Here is a 15,659-nt window from a genome sequence, read left to right on the forward strand (position 1 = left end):
ATGACTCGTTCCACCAAGATCGTCGCCACCATCGGCCCCGCCTCCAGCTCGCTGGAAATCCTGACCCGCATGATCGCGGCGGGGGTCGACGTGGTGCGGCTGAATTTTTCGCACGGTACCGCCCAGGACCATCTCGACCGCGCCCGCCTGGTGCGCGAAGCCGCGCAGGCATGCGGGCGCGAGGTCGCCATCATGGCCGACCTGCAGGGCCCCAAGATCCGCGTCGGCAAGTTCGAGCACGGCAAGATCACACTCAAGCCGGGCGATCCGTTCATCCTGGATTCGAACTGCCAGCTCGGCAACGAGCAGCGCGCCGGCCTGGACTACCAGGACCTGCCGCGCGACGTCGGCCCGGGCGACCTGCTGCTGCTCAACGACGGCCTGATCGTGCTGGTGGTGGACCGCGTGTTCGGCAGCGAGATCTTCACCACCGTGCGCGTGGGCGGCGAGCTGTCCAACAACAAGGGTATCAACCGCCAGGGCGGCGGGCTGTCGGCGCCGGCGCTGACCGCCAAGGACATGGACGATATCAAGACCGCCATGGCCCTGGGCGCCGACTACGTCGCCGTCAGCTTCCCCAAGAACGCCACCGACATGGAAATGGCCCGCCAGCTGACCGCCGTGGCCGGCCAGCCGCACGGCCACAAGGCCCGCATGATCGCCAAGATCGAACGCGCCGAGGCGATCCGTCCGGGCGTGCTGGAAGAAATCCTGCAGGCGTCCGACGGCATCATGGTGGCGCGCGGCGACCTGGCCGTGGAAGTGGGCAATGCCGCCGTGCCGGCGCTGCAGAAGCGCATGATCAAGCTGGCGCGCGAGGCCAACAAGCTGACCATCACTGCCACCCAGATGATGGAGAGCATGATCGTCAACCCGGTGCCCACGCGCGCCGAGGTCTCGGACGTGGCCAACGCCGTGCTGGACGGCACCGACGCGGTGATGCTCTCGGCCGAGACCGCCGCCGGCCGCTACCCCGTGGAGACGGTCGAGGCCATGGCCGCGGTCTGCGTCGAAGCCGAGAAGTCCGAGGTGGTGCAGCTCGACACCGATTTCCTGAACCAGACCTTTTCGCGCATCGACCAGTCGGTGGCGATGGGTGCGCTGTTCACGGCCTATCATTTGCAGGTGAAGGCGATTGCCGCGCTGACCGATTCCGGCGCCACCGCCTTGTGGATGAGCCGTCACCGCATCCATGTGCCGATCTATGCGATGACGCCCAACCTGGCCTCGCAGCGCAAGATGCAGCTGTACCGCAACGTGGTGCCGCTGCCGCTGCAGTCCAGCGCCGACCGCGACACCGCGCTGGAGCAGGCAGAAGAACTGCTGCTGGCGCAGGGCGTGGTGCAGCGCGGCGATTTCATCGTGCTGACCATTGGCGAGCCGATGGGCCAGCCGGGCGGCACCAACACCTTGAAGATCGTCAGGGTGGGCAGCTGAAGGTGAGATGAGGCAATGCGTGCCTTGCCGGACGGAGCGCCAGCGCGGAATGCGCAAGGCTGACGGCGCCGGCAGGCACGGGCGATGCGCTACGTAAGTCGATGCACTGCGTAAGCGCCGACTAGAAGAATACGCGGAAGACACCCCATTTTTTATTAGGAGTTAGACATGCCACTCGTATCGATGCGCCAGCTGCTGGACCACGCGGCCGAGAACAGCTACGGCCTGCCGGCCTTCAACGTCAACAACCTCGAGCAAGTGCAGGCCATCATGCAGGCTGCCGACGAGGTCAACGCCCCGGTGATCATGCAAGCCTCGGCCGGCGCGCGCAAATACGCCGGTGAGCATTTCCTGCGCCACCTGATCGAAGCCGCGGTCGAGGCTTATCCCCATATCCCGGTCGTGATGCACCAGGACCACGGCCAGTCGCCGGCAATCTGCCAGGGCGCGATCGACCTGGGCTTCTCGTCGGTGATGATGGACGGCTCGCTGCGCGAAGACGGCAAGACCCCGGCCGAGTACGACTACAACATTGACGTCACCCGCAAGGTGGTGCAGCTGGCCCACGCCGTCGGCGTGACCGTGGAAGGCGAACTGGGCTGCCTGGGCTCGCTGGAAACCGGTGAAGCCGGCGAAGAAGACGGCATCGGCGCCGTCGGCGTGCTGGACCACTCCATGCTGCTGACCGATCCGGAGCAGGCCGCCGACTTCGTCAAGGCCACCCAGCTGGACGCCCTGGCCATCGCCATCGGCACCTCGCACGGCGCCTACAAGTTCACGCGCAAGCCCACCGGCGACATCCTGGCGATCAGCCGCATCAAGGAAATCCACGCCCGCATCCCCAACACCCACCTGGTGATGCACGGCTCGTCGTCGGTTCCGCAGGAACTGCTGGAAGAGATCCGCAAGTTCGGCGGCGACATGAAGGAAACCTACGGCGTGCCGGTCGAGGAAATCCAGGAAGCGATCAAGTACGGTGTGCGCAAGATCAACATCGACACTGACATCCGCCTGGCCATGACCGGCGCGATCCGCCGCTTCTTCGCCGAGAACCCGAGCAAGTTCGACCCGCGCGAATACCTGAAGCCGGCCCGCGAAGCCGCCAAGCAGGTGTGCAAGGCGCGCTACATCGCCTTTGGCTGCGAAGGCCAGGCCGGCAAGATCAAGCCGATCGGCCTGACCGACATCGCGCAGCAGTACAAGGCGGGCAAGCTGTCGCAGGTCGTGCAGTAAATGTCCCTAGTCCGCCTTCCGCGCAAGGGGAAGGCGGATTGCAGTTCCGGCCGCCGCGGCATGCATCCAGCGCCCGGCGGCTTCGCCGTTTTATCGGAACCATCATGTCCAACGCTCTCTACCAGTCCTCCATCAATTCGCTGCCGCTGCTGGGCCACGGCAAAGTGCGCGACAACTATGCCGTCGGCAACGACAAGCTGCTGATCGTCACCACCGACCGCCTGTCGGCGTTCGACGTCATCATGGGCGAGCCGATCCCTGACAAGGGCCGCGTGCTGAACCAGATGGCGAACTTCTGGTTCCGCAAGCTCGCGCACATCGTGCCGAACCACGAGACCGGCATCGCGCCCGAAACCGTGGTCGCGCCGGAGGAAGTGGAGCAGGTCAAGGGCCGCGCCGTGGTGGTCAAGCGCCTGAAGCCGATCCTGGTCGAAGCCGTGGTGCGCGGCTACCTCGCCGGCAGCGGCTGGAAGGACTACCAGGCCACCGGCAAGGTGTGCGGGATCGAACTGCCCGCCGGCCTGCAGAACGCGCAGAAGCTGCCCGAGCCGATCTTCACCCCGGCCGCCAAGGCCGAGATGGGCGAGCACGACGAGAACATCTCGTTCGGCGAAGTCGAGGCCCGCATCGGCATCGCGCTGGCGCGCCAGATGCGCGAGATCTCGATCCGCCTGTACAAGGAAGCGGCCGAGTTTGCCGCCACGCGCGGCATCATCATCGCCGATACCAAGTTCGAGTTCGGCCTGGACGACAATGGCGTGCTGACGCTGATGGACGAAGTGCTGACCGCCGATTCGTCGCGCTTCTGGCCGGCCGATTCGTACCAGGTGGGCACCAACCCGCCGTCGTTCGACAAGCAGTTCGTGCGCGACTGGCTGGAAGCCGTGCGCATCGACGGCAAGCCCTGGCCCAAGACCGCGCCGGCGCCGCAACTGCCGGACGACGTGATCGAAAAGACCGCCGCCAAGTACCGTGAAGCGCTGACGCGCCTGACGGGCGAAGAACTGCAGTAATGCAGGGCGCCGTTCCCGCGCGTGCGGGAACGGCCAACGAAGGAACAGACAAAGTGAGCAAGCAAGACAAGCCGCTGGTCGGCGTGGTGATGGGCAGCAGTTCCGACTGGGACGTGATGCAGCACGCAGTGGCCATGCTGAAGGATTTCGGCGTGCCGTTCGAAGCCCAGGTGGTGTCCGCGCACCGCATGGCGGACGACATGTTCCGCTATGCCGAGCGCGCACGCAGCCGCGGCATCCGCGCCATCATCGCCGGTGCCGGCGGGGCCGCGCACCTGCCCGGCATGATCGCCGCCAAGACCATCGTGCCGGTGTTCGGCGTGCCGGTGCCGTCCAAGTACCTGCGCGGCGAGGATTCGCTGCTGTCGATCGTGCAGATGCCCAAGGGCGTGCCGGTGGCCACCTTCGCCATCGGCGAGGCCGGCGCCGCCAACGCCGCGCTGCACGCGATCGCCACGCTGGCCACCACCGACGAGGCGCTGGCCGGCGCGCTGGAAGCGTTCCGCGCGAAGCAGACCGAAGCCGCGCGCGCGATGACGCTGCCGCTGTAATCATCCGGACATCCCACGGAACCTAGCAATGCCTACCGATATCCATCCCTACCTCTCCGAAGCCCACACGCCGGAATCGCGCGCCGAGTTCGGCGTCGACCGTCCCGACGCGCCCATCCTGCCCGGCGCGTGGCTCGGCATGCTGGGCGGCGGCCAGCTCGGCCGCATGTTCACGCATGCGGCGCAGGCGATGGGCTATCGCGTATGCGTGCTCGATCCGGACCAGGACAGCCCGGCCGGCTCGGTGGCGGACAAGCATATCTGTGCGCAATACACCGACGAGGCCGCGCTCGCCGAGATGGGCAAGCTGTGCCAGGCGGTAAGCACCGAGTTCGAGAACGTGCCGTCGCTGTCGCTGGACCGGCTCGAGCAACTCGGCGCCTTTGTCGCGCCGCGCGGCTACTGCGTGTCGATTGCGCAGAACCGCATCGGCGAGAAGAAGTTCTTTGCCGCGTGCGCCGAGCGCACCGGCGTGTCGCCGGCCCCGCACTGGGTAATCCAGCACGATGCCGATGTCGACCAGCTGCCCGACCACGTGCTGCCCGGCATCCTCAAGACCGCGCGCATGGGCTATGACGGCAAGGGCCAGGCGCGCGTGAAGACGCGCGACGACGTGCGCGCCGCCTGGAACGCCATGCAGCACGTGCCGTGCGTGCTGGAGCAGATGCTGCCGCTGGCCTATGAGGTCTCGGTGCTGGCCGCGCGTGCCGCGAACGGCTCCACTGCCACCTGGCCGCTGGCCGAGAACGTGCACCGCGACGGCATCCTGTTCTCGACGGAAATGCCGTCGACCAGCGTGTCGCCTGAGATCGCCGACCGCGCGCGTGCCGCAGCCGCTGCCATCGCCACGGAAATGGGCTACGTCGGCGTGCTGTGCATCGAGTTCTTCGTGCTGACCGACGGCTCGCTGGTCGCCAACGAGATGGCGCCGCGCCCGCACAACTCCGGCCATATCACCATGGATGCGTGCGAGACCAGCCAGTTCGAACAGCAGGTGCGCGCCATGGCGCGGCTGCCGCTGGGCAGCACGCGCCAGCACTCGGCCGGCAAGATGCTGAACCTGCTGGGCGACGTGTGGTTCGAGTTCGGCCTGGAGCGCACGCCGTCCTGGGACGAGGTGGTGGCGCAACCTGGTGCCAAGCTGCACCTTTACGGCAAGGGCGATGCGCGCCCGTCGCGCAAGATGGGCCACGTCAACTGCGTGGGCGAGCATGCCGAAGCGGCTGCCGCCGCCTTTGCCGCCGCCGCGCAGGCGCTGCATATCCCGCTCTGAAGCCATAGCTCCAAGGAACACGATGTCGCCGCGCATGCCCACGGCCGCTGAACTGGACGAAGCCGTCCGCCTGCTCGAGGCCGGGCAACTGGTCGCCTTTCCCACCGAAACCGTCTACGGGCTCGGTGCGGACGCCGAGAACCCCGAGGCGGTCGCCCGCATCTTCGCGCTGAAGGGCCGGCCGTCGAACCATCCGGTGATTGTCCACGTGGTGGACGGTGCCGATATCGGCTACTGGACCGACGAGGTCCCCGAGGCCGCGCAGCAGTTGATCGACGCCTTCTGGCCCGGCCCGCTGACGCTGATCCTGAAGCGCGCCGCGCATATCCATTCGGCCGTCGCCGGCGGCCAGGACAGCATCGGCGTGCGTTGCCCGTCTCACCCCGTGGCGCAGGCGCTGCTGGCGCGCTTCAAGCGCGGCCGCGGCGGCATTGCCGCGCCGTCGGCCAACAAGTTCGGCCAGGTCAGCCCGACCACCGCGCAGCATGTGCGCGATGAATTCGGCGATGCGGTCTATGTGCTGGAAGGCGATGGCGTGGAGGTCGGTATCGAATCGACCATCGTCGACCTGTCGCGGCTGGACCAGGGCATCGGTCCGGTGCTGTTGCGGCCGGGCGCGATTACCGCGGCGATGATGGCGCAGGTACTGGGCGCGGCCCCGCTGCCGCCTGATGCGGCTGCGCCGCGGGCCTCAGGCACGCTCAAGGCCCACTACGCGCCGCACACACCGCTGCTACTGGCCGATGCGCAAGCGGCTTCGGCGCAGCTGGCCTCGCTGCCGGACGATGCACGCGTGGTGTGGGTCGGCCGGGCGCCGCTGGTGGACCAGCGGTGCACCTGGGTGCAGGCGCCTGCGGATGCGGCGGCTTACGCGCGTGAGCTTTACCGCTTGCTGCGCAAGCTCGACAAGCAGGGCTATACGCAGCTGATGTTCGAGGTGCTGCCTGTAGGGCAGGATTGGGCCGGGGTGCGGGATCGGCTGGAGCGGGCGGCGGCGGCGTTCGAGGGGTGAGGGTCCCTTACCCCCCCAGCAAGCGCAACGCCGTATACACGGCCATCCCCACCATAATCATCCCCACCATCTTCCGGGTCAGCAGGTAGAACAACGTGGCCGCAATCCCGGCCATCAGCTTGTCGTTGGAAAACGCCACCGTGAAATGCCCCTGCCAGGTCATCAGGTCCGGCAGGATGATTGCCGCCAGCGCCGCGGCCGGCGCATAGCGCAGCGCCCGCGCGATGCGGTCCGGCACGGTGACATGCTCGCCGGCCATCAGGAACAGCGCGCGCGTGACGATGGTGACGACCGCCATGCCAAGGATGGCAATCCAGATTTCAAGATGGCTCATGCGCGGTCTCCCGGCGGCGTTTCCGGCGCGGCGGCGTTGGTGATCTCGGGGACCTTGGGCTTGCGCCGGCGGATGCCGCGCAGCGCCGCGCGCGCGGCCAGGTCGTCGCTGGCCATGCCGGCCGCGATCGCGCCCACCACCGCCACCACCAGGCTGAGGCGGTACGGCAAGTCGAAGCACAGCAGTGCCAGCACCGCCGACACCACCACTGCCAGCAGCGTCGAGCGCGAGTTGATGGTGGCGATCATCACCGGGATCAGCGCCATGGTGCCCGCCAGCCCCAGGCCCCAGCTGTCTGGGAACAGGCTGGCCAGCACGATGCCGATGATCGACGACAGCTGCCACATGCAGAAGTTGGTCAGCGCCATGCCCCAGAAATAGCCTTCCTTGCCGGGCTCGTAGCCGGGCGTGCTGTATTTCTGCAGGAAGTAGACGAAGTGCAGGTCGCCGTTGAAAGAACCCAGGATGGTGCGCCGCCATAGCGGCATGTAGCTGAAGTGCGGCTGCATGCCGGCGCTGAAGATCACGAAGCGCAGGTTGACCACGGCCGCGGTCAGCCAGATGGTCCACAGCGGCAGGCCCGCGGCGAACAGCGGCAGCACCGCCAACTGCGCCGAGCCGGCGTAGACCAGCAGCGACATGCCGATGGCTTCGGGCACGGTCATCACGGATTTGCTCATCGCCACGCCGGTCACCAGGCCCCAGGAGAAGACCGCGGGCAGGGACGGGGCAAAGTAGCGCGCGCCGTCGATAAAGCCGGCGCGTTCGGCGGGTGCGAAGCGATGCCAGAGGCGCAACCACACCGGGGGTTGTCGGGAAGTCATGTCAGAGGGCGAGGGGGCAATGCAGGCCCGGGGCCGAGGGCCGGCCCGGAAGGCTGCCGCCGCAGGACGCGGCCGGCACCTTGGCATTATAGGGGGCGGATCGGGCGCTGGTAAGTGTCCGCTTAACAAAATGCGGCCGCGGCGTTGGCGCCAGGCCACGGTGCCGCGCCGCAGCCCGCCCGGCGCGGACTCAGGGTGCGCCGCGGTACACCCATTGCAGCAGGGCGTCGTGTGCTTCCAGCGCCTGCGCGGCGTTGGGATGGTTGATCATGCTGACCACCACGTAGCGGCCGCCGTCGGCAGCATCCACATAGCCGGCCAGCGCGCGCACGTCGGCCAGCGTGCCGGTCTTCAGGTAGCCGTTGCCGGCCGCGTTGGCGCGCGTCAGGCGGTTGCGCAGCGTGCCGTCGACGCCCAGCACCGGCAGCGAATCGATCAGCACCGGCCCCACATTGCTGGCCGCGGCCTGCTGCAGCAGGCGCGCCATGTCATAGGCGCTGATGCGTTCCTCGCGCGACAGGCCCGAGCCGTTGTCCAGCACCAGGCCGGGCATGTCCAGCCCCTGGCGCGCCAGCCAGCGCTGCACCACGCGGGTCGAGCGGGCCGTGCTGGCCGGGCCGCCGCGGTCCATTTCGGCGCCGATGGTCAGGAACAGCTGGCGTGCCATCACGTTGTTCGAGAACTTGTTGATGTCGCGCACGATGTCCGCCAGCGGCAGGCCGTAGTGGCGCGCCAGCAGCACCGCGCCGCGCGGCACCTTGCCGCTGCGCAGCCCGGGCAGATGGGCAAAGCGCCCGCCGGCGCGCTGCCACTCGGCGACGAAGCCGCCCCAGGTGAATTCCGCGTGCGACAGCGTGGCGATATTGAGCACGTGCTCGCCGCAGTCGCTGGCATAGTTGCCCGAGAACGACGCCAGCACGGTGCCGTCCGCCTGCGGCAGCACGCTCGGGCTGGCGCTGGACTGCCAGTCGCCGCAGCGGCCGTTGGTCAGCGTCAGCCGGTTGTCCAGCTTGAGCTGGGCCAGCTCGGGCGTGACGCTGACTGCCACGGTCTGGCTGGCCGGGTCCGGCGTCAGCGTGAATGACAGCGTCTTGAACGCATAGAGCAGTGCATCCGGGCCGACGTTGTAGGCGCGCTGCACCTCGCCGTCGATGGTGCCGTTGCCGTCCAGGCCATCGGCAAAGTAGCTGCGGTCCAGCACCAGGTCGCCGTTGATGCCTGTGGCGCCCGCGGCGCGTGCCTTCGCCACCAGCTTAGCCATTTCCTCGGGCACCAGCTTGGGGTCGCCGTGGCCGCGCAGGTAGACATTGCCGTTGACGGTGCCGTCGAAGCCGGGCTGGGCATCGGCGTAGAGCGAGGTCTGCCAGCGGTAGTCGGGCCCCAGCAGCTGCAGCCCGGCAAAGGTGGTGACCAGCTTCATGGTCGAGGCCGGATTCATCGGCTGCTGCGCATTCCAGCTGGCGCGGGCGGTGCCCGCGCCCAGCCTGACCACGTAGAAGCTGGCGGCCGAGGCCGGCACGCCGGCGCGGCGCAGCGCCGCGGCCACCGGGGCCGGCACGCCGGCGCTCACCAGTGCGGGATCGGCAGCGGCTTTTGCGGCGGTGGCAGTCTTGGCTGCCTTGGCCGCCTTGGCGGGGGCTTTGGCTTGCGCCGGGGTGAGTGCGGGACCGCCGGCCAGCAGCACGGCGGCAAGAATGGGCGAGAGCAGTGGCGACAGGCGGCGCAGCAGGGCGCCGGGTCGCGATGCGGTAGGCGCGGCGATTGTTCTTGGCATGGCGGCCATGTTAACGCATGGCCGCTGGCAGGCGGATGACAGTCTTGCCGGCTGCCCTCAGCCGGCGCGCGGCGGCGCCAGCCGTGCCAGCAGCGACTTCAGCGTGACCTGCTCGGTATCGGTCAGCGCCGAGCCGACGTGCGCGTCATGCGCCACCACCGCCTGCGTGGCGGCTTCCAGCGTGCGGCGGCCGGCTGCCGTCAGCACCAGGCTGTAGGCGCGGCGATCCCCGGCTGCCGGGCGGCGCGCCACTAGGTTCATCTCTTCCAGCGCGTCGACCAGAAGCACCGCCCCGGAGCGGGCGATGCCGAGGATCTGCGCCAGCTCGGTCAGCTTCAGGTGCGGGTTGCGCGAGATGATGATCAGCGCGGAAAAGCGCGGTGGCGTGATCTGCCACTGCGCCAGTGACAGCACGAAGTCTTCATAGATGCGGATCTGCGCGCGGCGGATGGCGTAGCCGATCAGGTTGTCGAGCACGCCATAGTCGATATTCGGCACATGCGGGTCGAAACCGGCATCGGCACCGGCGCTTGCGGCCGGATCCGGCGCGAGCGGGTCCCGCGCCTTGCGCCGCGCGGACGCGGCGGTGGTGCTGCGCGGGCGCGGGGGCGCGGCGGGCGGTGTGCCGGATGCGTCGGGATTCATTTCAGCAGTTTCCAGTTGCCGTTGTCGATGGTCAGCATAACCCGCCCGCGCTGGTCGAAGCCATAGTGGTCTTGCCCACTGTAATTCAGCACGCCGTGCGAGACCACGATGTCGCGCTCGGTCTCCAGCGCCTGCCGCAGCGCCTGGCGGAACGCCGGCGTCCCCGGCTTGGCATGCTTGAGCGCCACGGGCACGATGCGCTCCAGCACCAGCCCGGCGTCGTAGGCATGGGCGCCGAACTGGGTGCGGCTGTCGGCGCCGTACTGCTTCTCATAGCGGGTGACGTAGTCCAGCCCCGGCTTGCGCACCGGGTCGCCCGCGGGCAATTGCTCCGGCACGATCACCGGCCCGGCCGGCAGGATTGCGCCATTGACCATGCGCCCGCCGATGCGGATCAGGTCCTTGGTGGCCGCGCCGTGGGTGTGGTAGATGGTGCCGCCGTAGCCGCGCTCGCGCAGCGTGGTGTGCGGCAGCGCGGCGCCGGTGCCGGCGCCGGCGATCAGGATGGCGTCGGGTTTGGCGGCAATCAGCTTGATGGCCTGCGCGGTCACGCTGGTATCGGCGCGGCCGTAGCGCTCGGTGGCGATCAGGCGGATGCCGTTGGCACTGGCGGCGGCGGTGAAGTCCTTCAGCCAGGTCTCGCCGTAGGCATCGGCAAAGCCGATAAAGCCGATGGTCTTGACGCCGTTGGTCTTGGCGGTGGCGGCCACGGCATTGGCCATCAGCCGCACCGGCTGCGCCAGCCGGAAGGTCCAGGCGCCGCGCCCGGGCTTGAGCTCAATCGGCGAGAACGCCAGCTGCACGGTCTGGGCTTCATCGGCCACCTCGGCAATGGCGATCGACGGCGCCACCGCGGACGAGCCCAGGACGATGTCGACCTTGTCCTCGGAGACAAAGCGGCGCGCCACCTTGGCGCCCTGCGTGGGGTCCGACGCATCGTCCAGCACGATGTAGCGCACCGCCTCGCCGCCGATCTTCTGCGGCAGGTAGGCCAGCGAGTTCTTCTGCGGGATGCCCAGCGACGCCGACGGGCCGGTGGTGGACAGGCTGACGCCGACGGTGATGTCGGCCAGCGCGCTGCCGGCGCTGAAGGCGAGGGCCGCGGCCAGCGCGAGGCGGGCCAGCTTGGTGGTGGTCAGGGGCGCCATGGTGTCTCCTCTCTCGATGGTCTTGTTCTGCATGTCAAACCTGCCGGATCCTACCGGTTGCCTTGCATCGACTGCCGGTCGAATCCCGCCAGCTGCTTGTACCGCAGCGAAATCGCCTCCAGTTCGGCGCGCGGGATCACCTGGTCGATGTCGGCAAAGCCCTGCGGCGCACGTTCCTCGGCCAGCTGCATCACTTGCTCGGGCCCGTTCATGCGGTTGCGCAGCACGATGCCGGCGGTGCGCGGCAGGCGCTCGGCCTCGTATTCGCGCAGCGCGTAGCCGGTGTCGGGCGTGCCGAGCAGGCTGTCGACCAGGTAGCGCGCGTCCAGGATGGCCTGGGCGCTGCCGTTCGAGCCGATCGGGTACATCGGGTGCGCGGCGTCGCCCAGCAGCGTGACGCGGTCGAAGGTCCAGCGCGGCAGCGGGTCCTTGTCGACCATCGGGAATTCGTAGATCGCCTGGGCACCGTCGATCAGCGCGGGGATGTCGATCCAGTCCCACTTCCAGTCGGCAAACGCGGCGCAGAACACGGATTTGTCGACCTGCTTGTTCCAGTCGCTGCGCGGCGGGGTGTCGGGAACGCTGTCGGGCACGCGCAGCTCGGCGATCCAGTTGACCAGCGAGCGGCCCTGGCGGCGCAGTGGTTCCGAGATCGGATAGGCCACGAACTTCTGGTCCTGGTGCCCGGCCATGAACATCGAGCGCCCGTCCAGGTAGGGCGGCGCCTCGGTGACCGCGCGCCACAGCAGGCGGCGCGAAAAACGCGGCAGGTCGCCTGTGGGGTAGAAGTGGCGGCGCACAGCCGAGTGGATGCCATCGGCGCCGACCAGCACATCGGCGCTGGCTTCGACCTCGGCATTGTCGCTGCGGCGGCGCAGGCCAAAGCGCGCCTGTCCGCCCGCGCCGGTGTCCAGCACGGTCTCGAAGCTATGGCCGGTATGCACGGCGCTGGCGCCCAGGCGCTCCACCACGGTACGGTGCAGCAGCATCTGGAATTCGCCGCGATGGATCGAGAACTGCGGCCAGTCATAACCGGCCGCCAGCCCGCGTGGCTCATGCCAGATGCGCTGGCCGCGCTTGTTGTAGTAGGAGAGCGACGAGGTCTCGATGGCGATATCCGCCAGCGCGTCGCGCAGTCCCAGCTCGGACAGGATGCGCACGGCGTGCGGCAGCAGGTTGATGCCCACGCCCAGCGGGCGCAGCGTTTCGCTGGCCTCCCAGACCTCGGCCTCGATGCCGTGGCGTTGGCACAGCAGCGCCAGCGTCAGTCCGCCGATGCCGCCACCGGCGATTGCGATCTTCATGTTGTCTCCCCCGCGTGCAGGATGCGCCGGTACGCAAGCGCGGGCGCGCTGCCCCCGGTCGAATTGGATTTGTTATGGAGTATAACAATTTGACCGGTCGCGGCAAGACGGGGAAGTCCCCGGAGTGACGCCTCCGGGGTCAGGAAAAACCCGCGCTCAGCCGAGCGCGGCGCCTTCCGGCTTGGCTTGTGCCTGCAGCGAAGGCACCGGGAAGACAAGGTCGTACAGCCAGTTGTACACGAGCGCGTAGACCATGTAGAAGCCGGCCACGGCGAGGTCCATGATGAGCGCGTCGAACAGGCTGATGCCCAGGTACCAGGCCACCGACGGCAGGAACACCACCAGCAGGCCCAGTTCGAACAGCACGGCGTGCAGCACGCGCACCGGCAGCGACTTGCGCAGCTGGCCGGTGAACCGCAGCATGCCCTTGTCGAACAGCACGTTGTACAGGTAGTTCCAGCCGGTGGCGATCAGCGAGGCGACCGCGCCGATCACGCCCATCTCATGCAGTTCATAGCCGAAGGCCCAGCTGGCCACCGGCGCGAAAATCAGCAGGCCGACCACCTCGAAGCCGATGGCGTGGCGAATCCGGTCCCAGGTCTTGCGCATCGTTGTTCTCCTTGCGTGTCAAACGCGATGGGAGCTAGTCTATCTGCTGGGTAGGGATTGCCAAGTTGGATACTATCTGCAAAACAGATGGATAAACATTGAAAGTTATTTATGAGCCTCTCCATCGAGCAATTGCAGGCATTCGTCGCGGCGGCTGACACCGGTTCGTTCTCGGCCGCCGCGCGCCGGCTGGGCAAGGCGCAGTCGGTGGTCAGCGCGGCGGTGTCCAACCTGGAAATCGACGCCGGCAACGCGCTGTTCGACCGCGCCGGCCGTTACCCGGTACTGACTCCCGCGGGCGAGCGGCTGCTGGCCGAGGCGCGCGTGATCCTGGAGCGCTGCGAACACTTCCGCGGCGTGGCCAAGAGCCTGGGCGAGGGCGTGGAGACGCGGCTGGTGCTGGCGGTGGACGAGCTTTATCCGGAAGAGACGCTGGGCATGCTGCTGGAAGAATTTTCCAGCCGCTTCCCGGCGGTGGAGCTTGAGCTGCTGTTTCCGTTGATGGAGGACGTCAGCCGACTGGTGCTGGAAGGCGGCGCCGACCTCGGCATCATGTGGCGGCAGGAGGTGCTGCCGCCGGCGCTGGGCTTCCATGCGCTGGGCTGGGTGCCGATGCAGATCCTGTGCGCGCCCGAGCATCCGCTGGCCGGCCAGCGCGTGGACTGGGAGGAACTGAAGCGCTACCGCCAGCTGATGGTCGCAACCCGCTCAGACAGCGAAGAGAAGATGCGCCTGCGCGTGGCCGCGGACGTGTGGTGGGTGGAAAGCCAGTGGGTGATCGTGGAGCTGGTCAAGCGCGGGCTAGGCTGGGCCTTCGTGCCGTGGCACGTGGTGGCCAATTCACCGGCCGCGGCGCGGCTGGTGACGCCGCCGCTGGCATTCCAGCAACAGGACTGGCCGGTGGCGATGGAACTGGTCTGGCACAAGCAGCGGCCGCTGGGCAAGGCCGCCACCTGGCTGCGCGAGCGCATTTGCCAACAGCCGCTGCCGCGCGCCCCGGCGGCTAGCGCTGGCTGACGGCCTGGTTCGTACCGGCCTGTGCCGGCGTAGCCTCCGCGCCGGGCGCATGCCAGCCGCCGCCCATCGCCTTGATCAGCACCACCGCCGCCGTGTACTGGCGGCCGGCGATCGACAGTGCGGTGCGCTCGGCGGTGTAGGCGCTGGTCTGCGCCGTCAGCACGTCGAGCAGGCCAGCGGTGCCGGCGCGGTAGCGGTTGTTCACCAGCGCCAGCGCCTCGCGCGCCGAGCGCAGCGCGTCGTTCTGCACCACCGCTTCCTGTTCCAACAGCCGCTGCGCGGCGAGGTTGTCCTCGACTTCCTGGAACGCGCCCAGCACGGTCTGGCGGTAGTTGGCCACGGTCTGGTCGTAGGCCGCCACCGCCTGCGCCTTGGCCGCGCTGCGCAGGCCGCCGTCGAACAGCGTGCCGGCCAGCCCGCCGCCGATCGACCAGATCCGGTCCGGCAGCGACATCCAGCGCGCCAGCGTGCTGGCGGTCAAGCCGCCGCTGGCCGACAGCGACAGGGTCGGGTAGTAGGCTGCCTGCGCCACGCCGATCTGCGCATTAGCCGAGGCCATGCGGCGCTCGGCCGCGCCGATGTCGGGGCGGCGCTCCAACAGTTGCGACGGCACCGCGGCCGGCACGCGCGGCGGCGCTGTGCGGAAGTCGTCGGCGCCCAGCGTCAGCGCCGCAGGGGGCTTGCCCACCAGCACGGCGATGGCGTGCTCCAGCTGCGCGCGCGTGATCTGGATGTCGATCTGCTGCGCCTGCGCGCTCTTGAGCTGGGTCTCTGACTGCAGCACGTCCGAGCGCTGCGCGGTGCCCGCCGCATACTGGTTCTGCACCAGCTGCAGCGACTTCTGGTAATCGGCCACGGTGCGGTCCAGCAGGGCCTTCTGCGCATCGGCCACGCGCAGCAGGAAGTAGCTCTGCGCCAGCGTCGCCTGGGTCGATAGCAGCGTCGAGGCCAGGTCGGCCTGGCTGGCCTGTGCACTGGCCTCGCTGCTTTCCACCTGGCGCCGCACGCGGCCCCAGACGTCGATTTCCCAGGTTGCGCCCAGCGTCACGCTCTGCCCGTTGAGCGTATTGCCGCTGGCGCCGCGCGCGCGCGACGCCCCGGCCTGCGCGTCGACGATCGGGAAGAAGCCGGCGCGCGCCGCCTGCAGCGCGGCCACGGCCTGACGGTACTGCGCCTCGGCGGCCTTGATGTTCTGGTTCGAGATCTGCACCTCGGACATTAGCGCGTCGAGCTGCGCATCGCCGAACACGGTCCACCAGTCGGCGCGTGCCAGCGCATCCTGCGGCTCGGCGGGCTTCCAGTCGCCGCTCCAGGCGGTAGCGTCGGCCGTGCCCGCCGTGCCATCGGCTTCCTTGAACGCTTCCGACACGGGTGCGTCCGGGCGCTTGTAGTCGGGGCCCACCGCGCAGCCGGCCAGCAGCAGCGCGCAGGCCAGCGGCAACGGCAGGGCATGAATCAGCAGACGGGTAAAAACAGTCATAAAGA

The 15,659-nt window shown here is 68.5% G+C and carries 15 protein-coding genes; 7 read left to right on the forward strand and 8 right to left on the reverse strand.

All coding sequences use genetic code 11. The annotated features are described in order from the left end of the window. The 6 genes from pyk to CNE_RS02950 all read left to right on the forward strand — a co-directional run bounded on the left by pyk (position 1) and on the right by CNE_RS02950 (position 6,519). A complete protein-coding gene (gene pyk / locus CNE_RS02925; RefSeq protein ID WP_013955647.1) occupies positions 1–1,437 on the forward strand; it encodes a pyruvate kinase in 1,437 nt (478 codons plus the stop codon). A 168-nt stretch (positions 1,438–1,605) separates the two neighbouring features. Beyond that, positions 1,606–2,670 (forward strand): class II fructose-bisphosphate aldolase, encoded by a 1,065-nt coding sequence (fba, locus tag CNE_RS02930; RefSeq protein WP_013955648.1) that lies wholly within the window; start codon positions 1,606–1,608, stop codon positions 2,668–2,670. A 104-nt stretch (positions 2,671–2,774) separates the two neighbouring features. After that, entirely contained in the window at positions 2,775–3,683 is a 909-nt protein-coding gene (locus CNE_RS02935) for a phosphoribosylaminoimidazolesuccinocarboxamide synthase (RefSeq protein ID WP_013955649.1), read from the forward strand. A 53-nt stretch (positions 3,684–3,736) separates the two neighbouring features. Beyond that, positions 3,737–4,234, forward strand: a complete 498-nt coding sequence (gene purE, locus CNE_RS02940) for a 5-(carboxyamino)imidazole ribonucleotide mutase (protein ID WP_013955650.1) — start codon at positions 3,737–3,739, stop codon at positions 4,232–4,234. Positions 4,235–4,262: 28 nt separating this feature from the next. Continuing rightward, positions 4,263–5,507, forward strand: a complete 1,245-nt coding sequence (locus CNE_RS02945) for a 5-(carboxyamino)imidazole ribonucleotide synthase (RefSeq protein ID WP_013955651.1) — start codon at positions 4,263–4,265, stop codon at positions 5,505–5,507. Between the two features lie 22 nt (positions 5,508–5,529). After that, a complete protein-coding gene (locus tag CNE_RS02950) occupies positions 5,530–6,519 on the forward strand; it encodes an L-threonylcarbamoyladenylate synthase (protein WP_013955652.1) in 990 nt (329 codons plus the stop codon). A gap of 7 nt (positions 6,520–6,526) precedes the next feature. Here the strand turns inward: CNE_RS02950 and CNE_RS02955 are convergent, their stop codons facing one another. The 7 genes from CNE_RS02955 to CNE_RS02985 form a co-directional block, all read right to left on the reverse strand. Then, positions 6,527–6,853: an AzlD domain-containing protein gene (locus CNE_RS02955; RefSeq protein WP_013955653.1), complete on the reverse strand. Its 327-nt coding sequence runs from the start codon at positions 6,851–6,853 to the stop codon at positions 6,527–6,529. After that, complete coding sequence (locus tag CNE_RS02960) at positions 6,850–7,677, reverse strand: AzlC family ABC transporter permease (RefSeq protein ID WP_013955654.1); 828 nt, start codon at positions 7,675–7,677, stop codon at positions 6,850–6,852. Before CNE_RS02960 ends, CNE_RS02955 begins: the two co-directional genes overlap by 4 nt. A 190-nt stretch (positions 7,678–7,867) precedes the next feature. After that, positions 7,868–9,460 carry a D-alanyl-D-alanine carboxypeptidase/D-alanyl-D-alanine endopeptidase gene (gene dacB / locus CNE_RS02965; RefSeq protein ID WP_013955655.1) on the reverse strand — a complete coding sequence of 531 codons (1,593 nt, stop codon included), beginning with the start codon at positions 9,458–9,460 and terminating at the stop codon, positions 7,868–7,870. A gap of 48 nt (positions 9,461–9,508) precedes the next feature. Further along, positions 9,509–10,096, reverse strand: a complete 588-nt coding sequence (locus tag CNE_RS02970; RefSeq protein WP_013955656.1) for a MarR family winged helix-turn-helix transcriptional regulator — start codon at positions 10,094–10,096, stop codon at positions 9,509–9,511. Continuing rightward, on the reverse strand, positions 10,093–11,244 hold the full coding sequence (locus CNE_RS02975; protein ID WP_041227757.1) for an ABC transporter substrate-binding protein: 1,152 nt from the start codon (positions 11,242–11,244) through the stop codon (positions 10,093–10,095). The genes CNE_RS02970 and CNE_RS02975 overlap by 4 nt, the downstream gene beginning before the upstream one ends. A gap of 50 nt (positions 11,245–11,294) precedes the next feature. Further along, positions 11,295–12,548 carry a flavin-dependent oxidoreductase gene (locus CNE_RS02980; protein ID WP_013955658.1) on the reverse strand — a complete coding sequence of 418 codons (1,254 nt, stop codon included), beginning with the start codon at positions 12,546–12,548 and terminating at the stop codon, positions 11,295–11,297. Between the two features lie 156 nt (positions 12,549–12,704). Further along, on the reverse strand, positions 12,705–13,157 hold the full coding sequence (locus tag CNE_RS02985; protein WP_013955659.1) for a PACE efflux transporter: 453 nt from the start codon (positions 13,155–13,157) through the stop codon (positions 12,705–12,707). A 111-nt stretch (positions 13,158–13,268) separates the two neighbouring features. Between CNE_RS02985 and CNE_RS02990 the strand changes: the two genes are divergently transcribed. After that, positions 13,269–14,174, forward strand: coding sequence for a LysR family transcriptional regulator (locus CNE_RS02990; RefSeq protein ID WP_013955660.1), 906 nt, complete (start codon positions 13,269–13,271; stop codon positions 14,172–14,174). Here CNE_RS02990 and CNE_RS02995 read toward each other — a convergent pair. Beyond that, complete coding sequence (locus CNE_RS02995; RefSeq protein WP_013955661.1) at positions 14,161–15,654, reverse strand: efflux transporter outer membrane subunit; 1,494 nt, start codon at positions 15,652–15,654, stop codon at positions 14,161–14,163. The two genes, CNE_RS02990 and CNE_RS02995, sit on opposite strands and share 14 nt — an antisense overlap. Between the last annotated feature and the right edge of the window lie 5 nt (positions 15,655–15,659).

Source organism: Cupriavidus necator N-1 (assembly GCF_000219215.1).
GTDB lineage: Bacteria > Pseudomonadota > Gammaproteobacteria > Burkholderiales > Burkholderiaceae > Cupriavidus > Cupriavidus necator.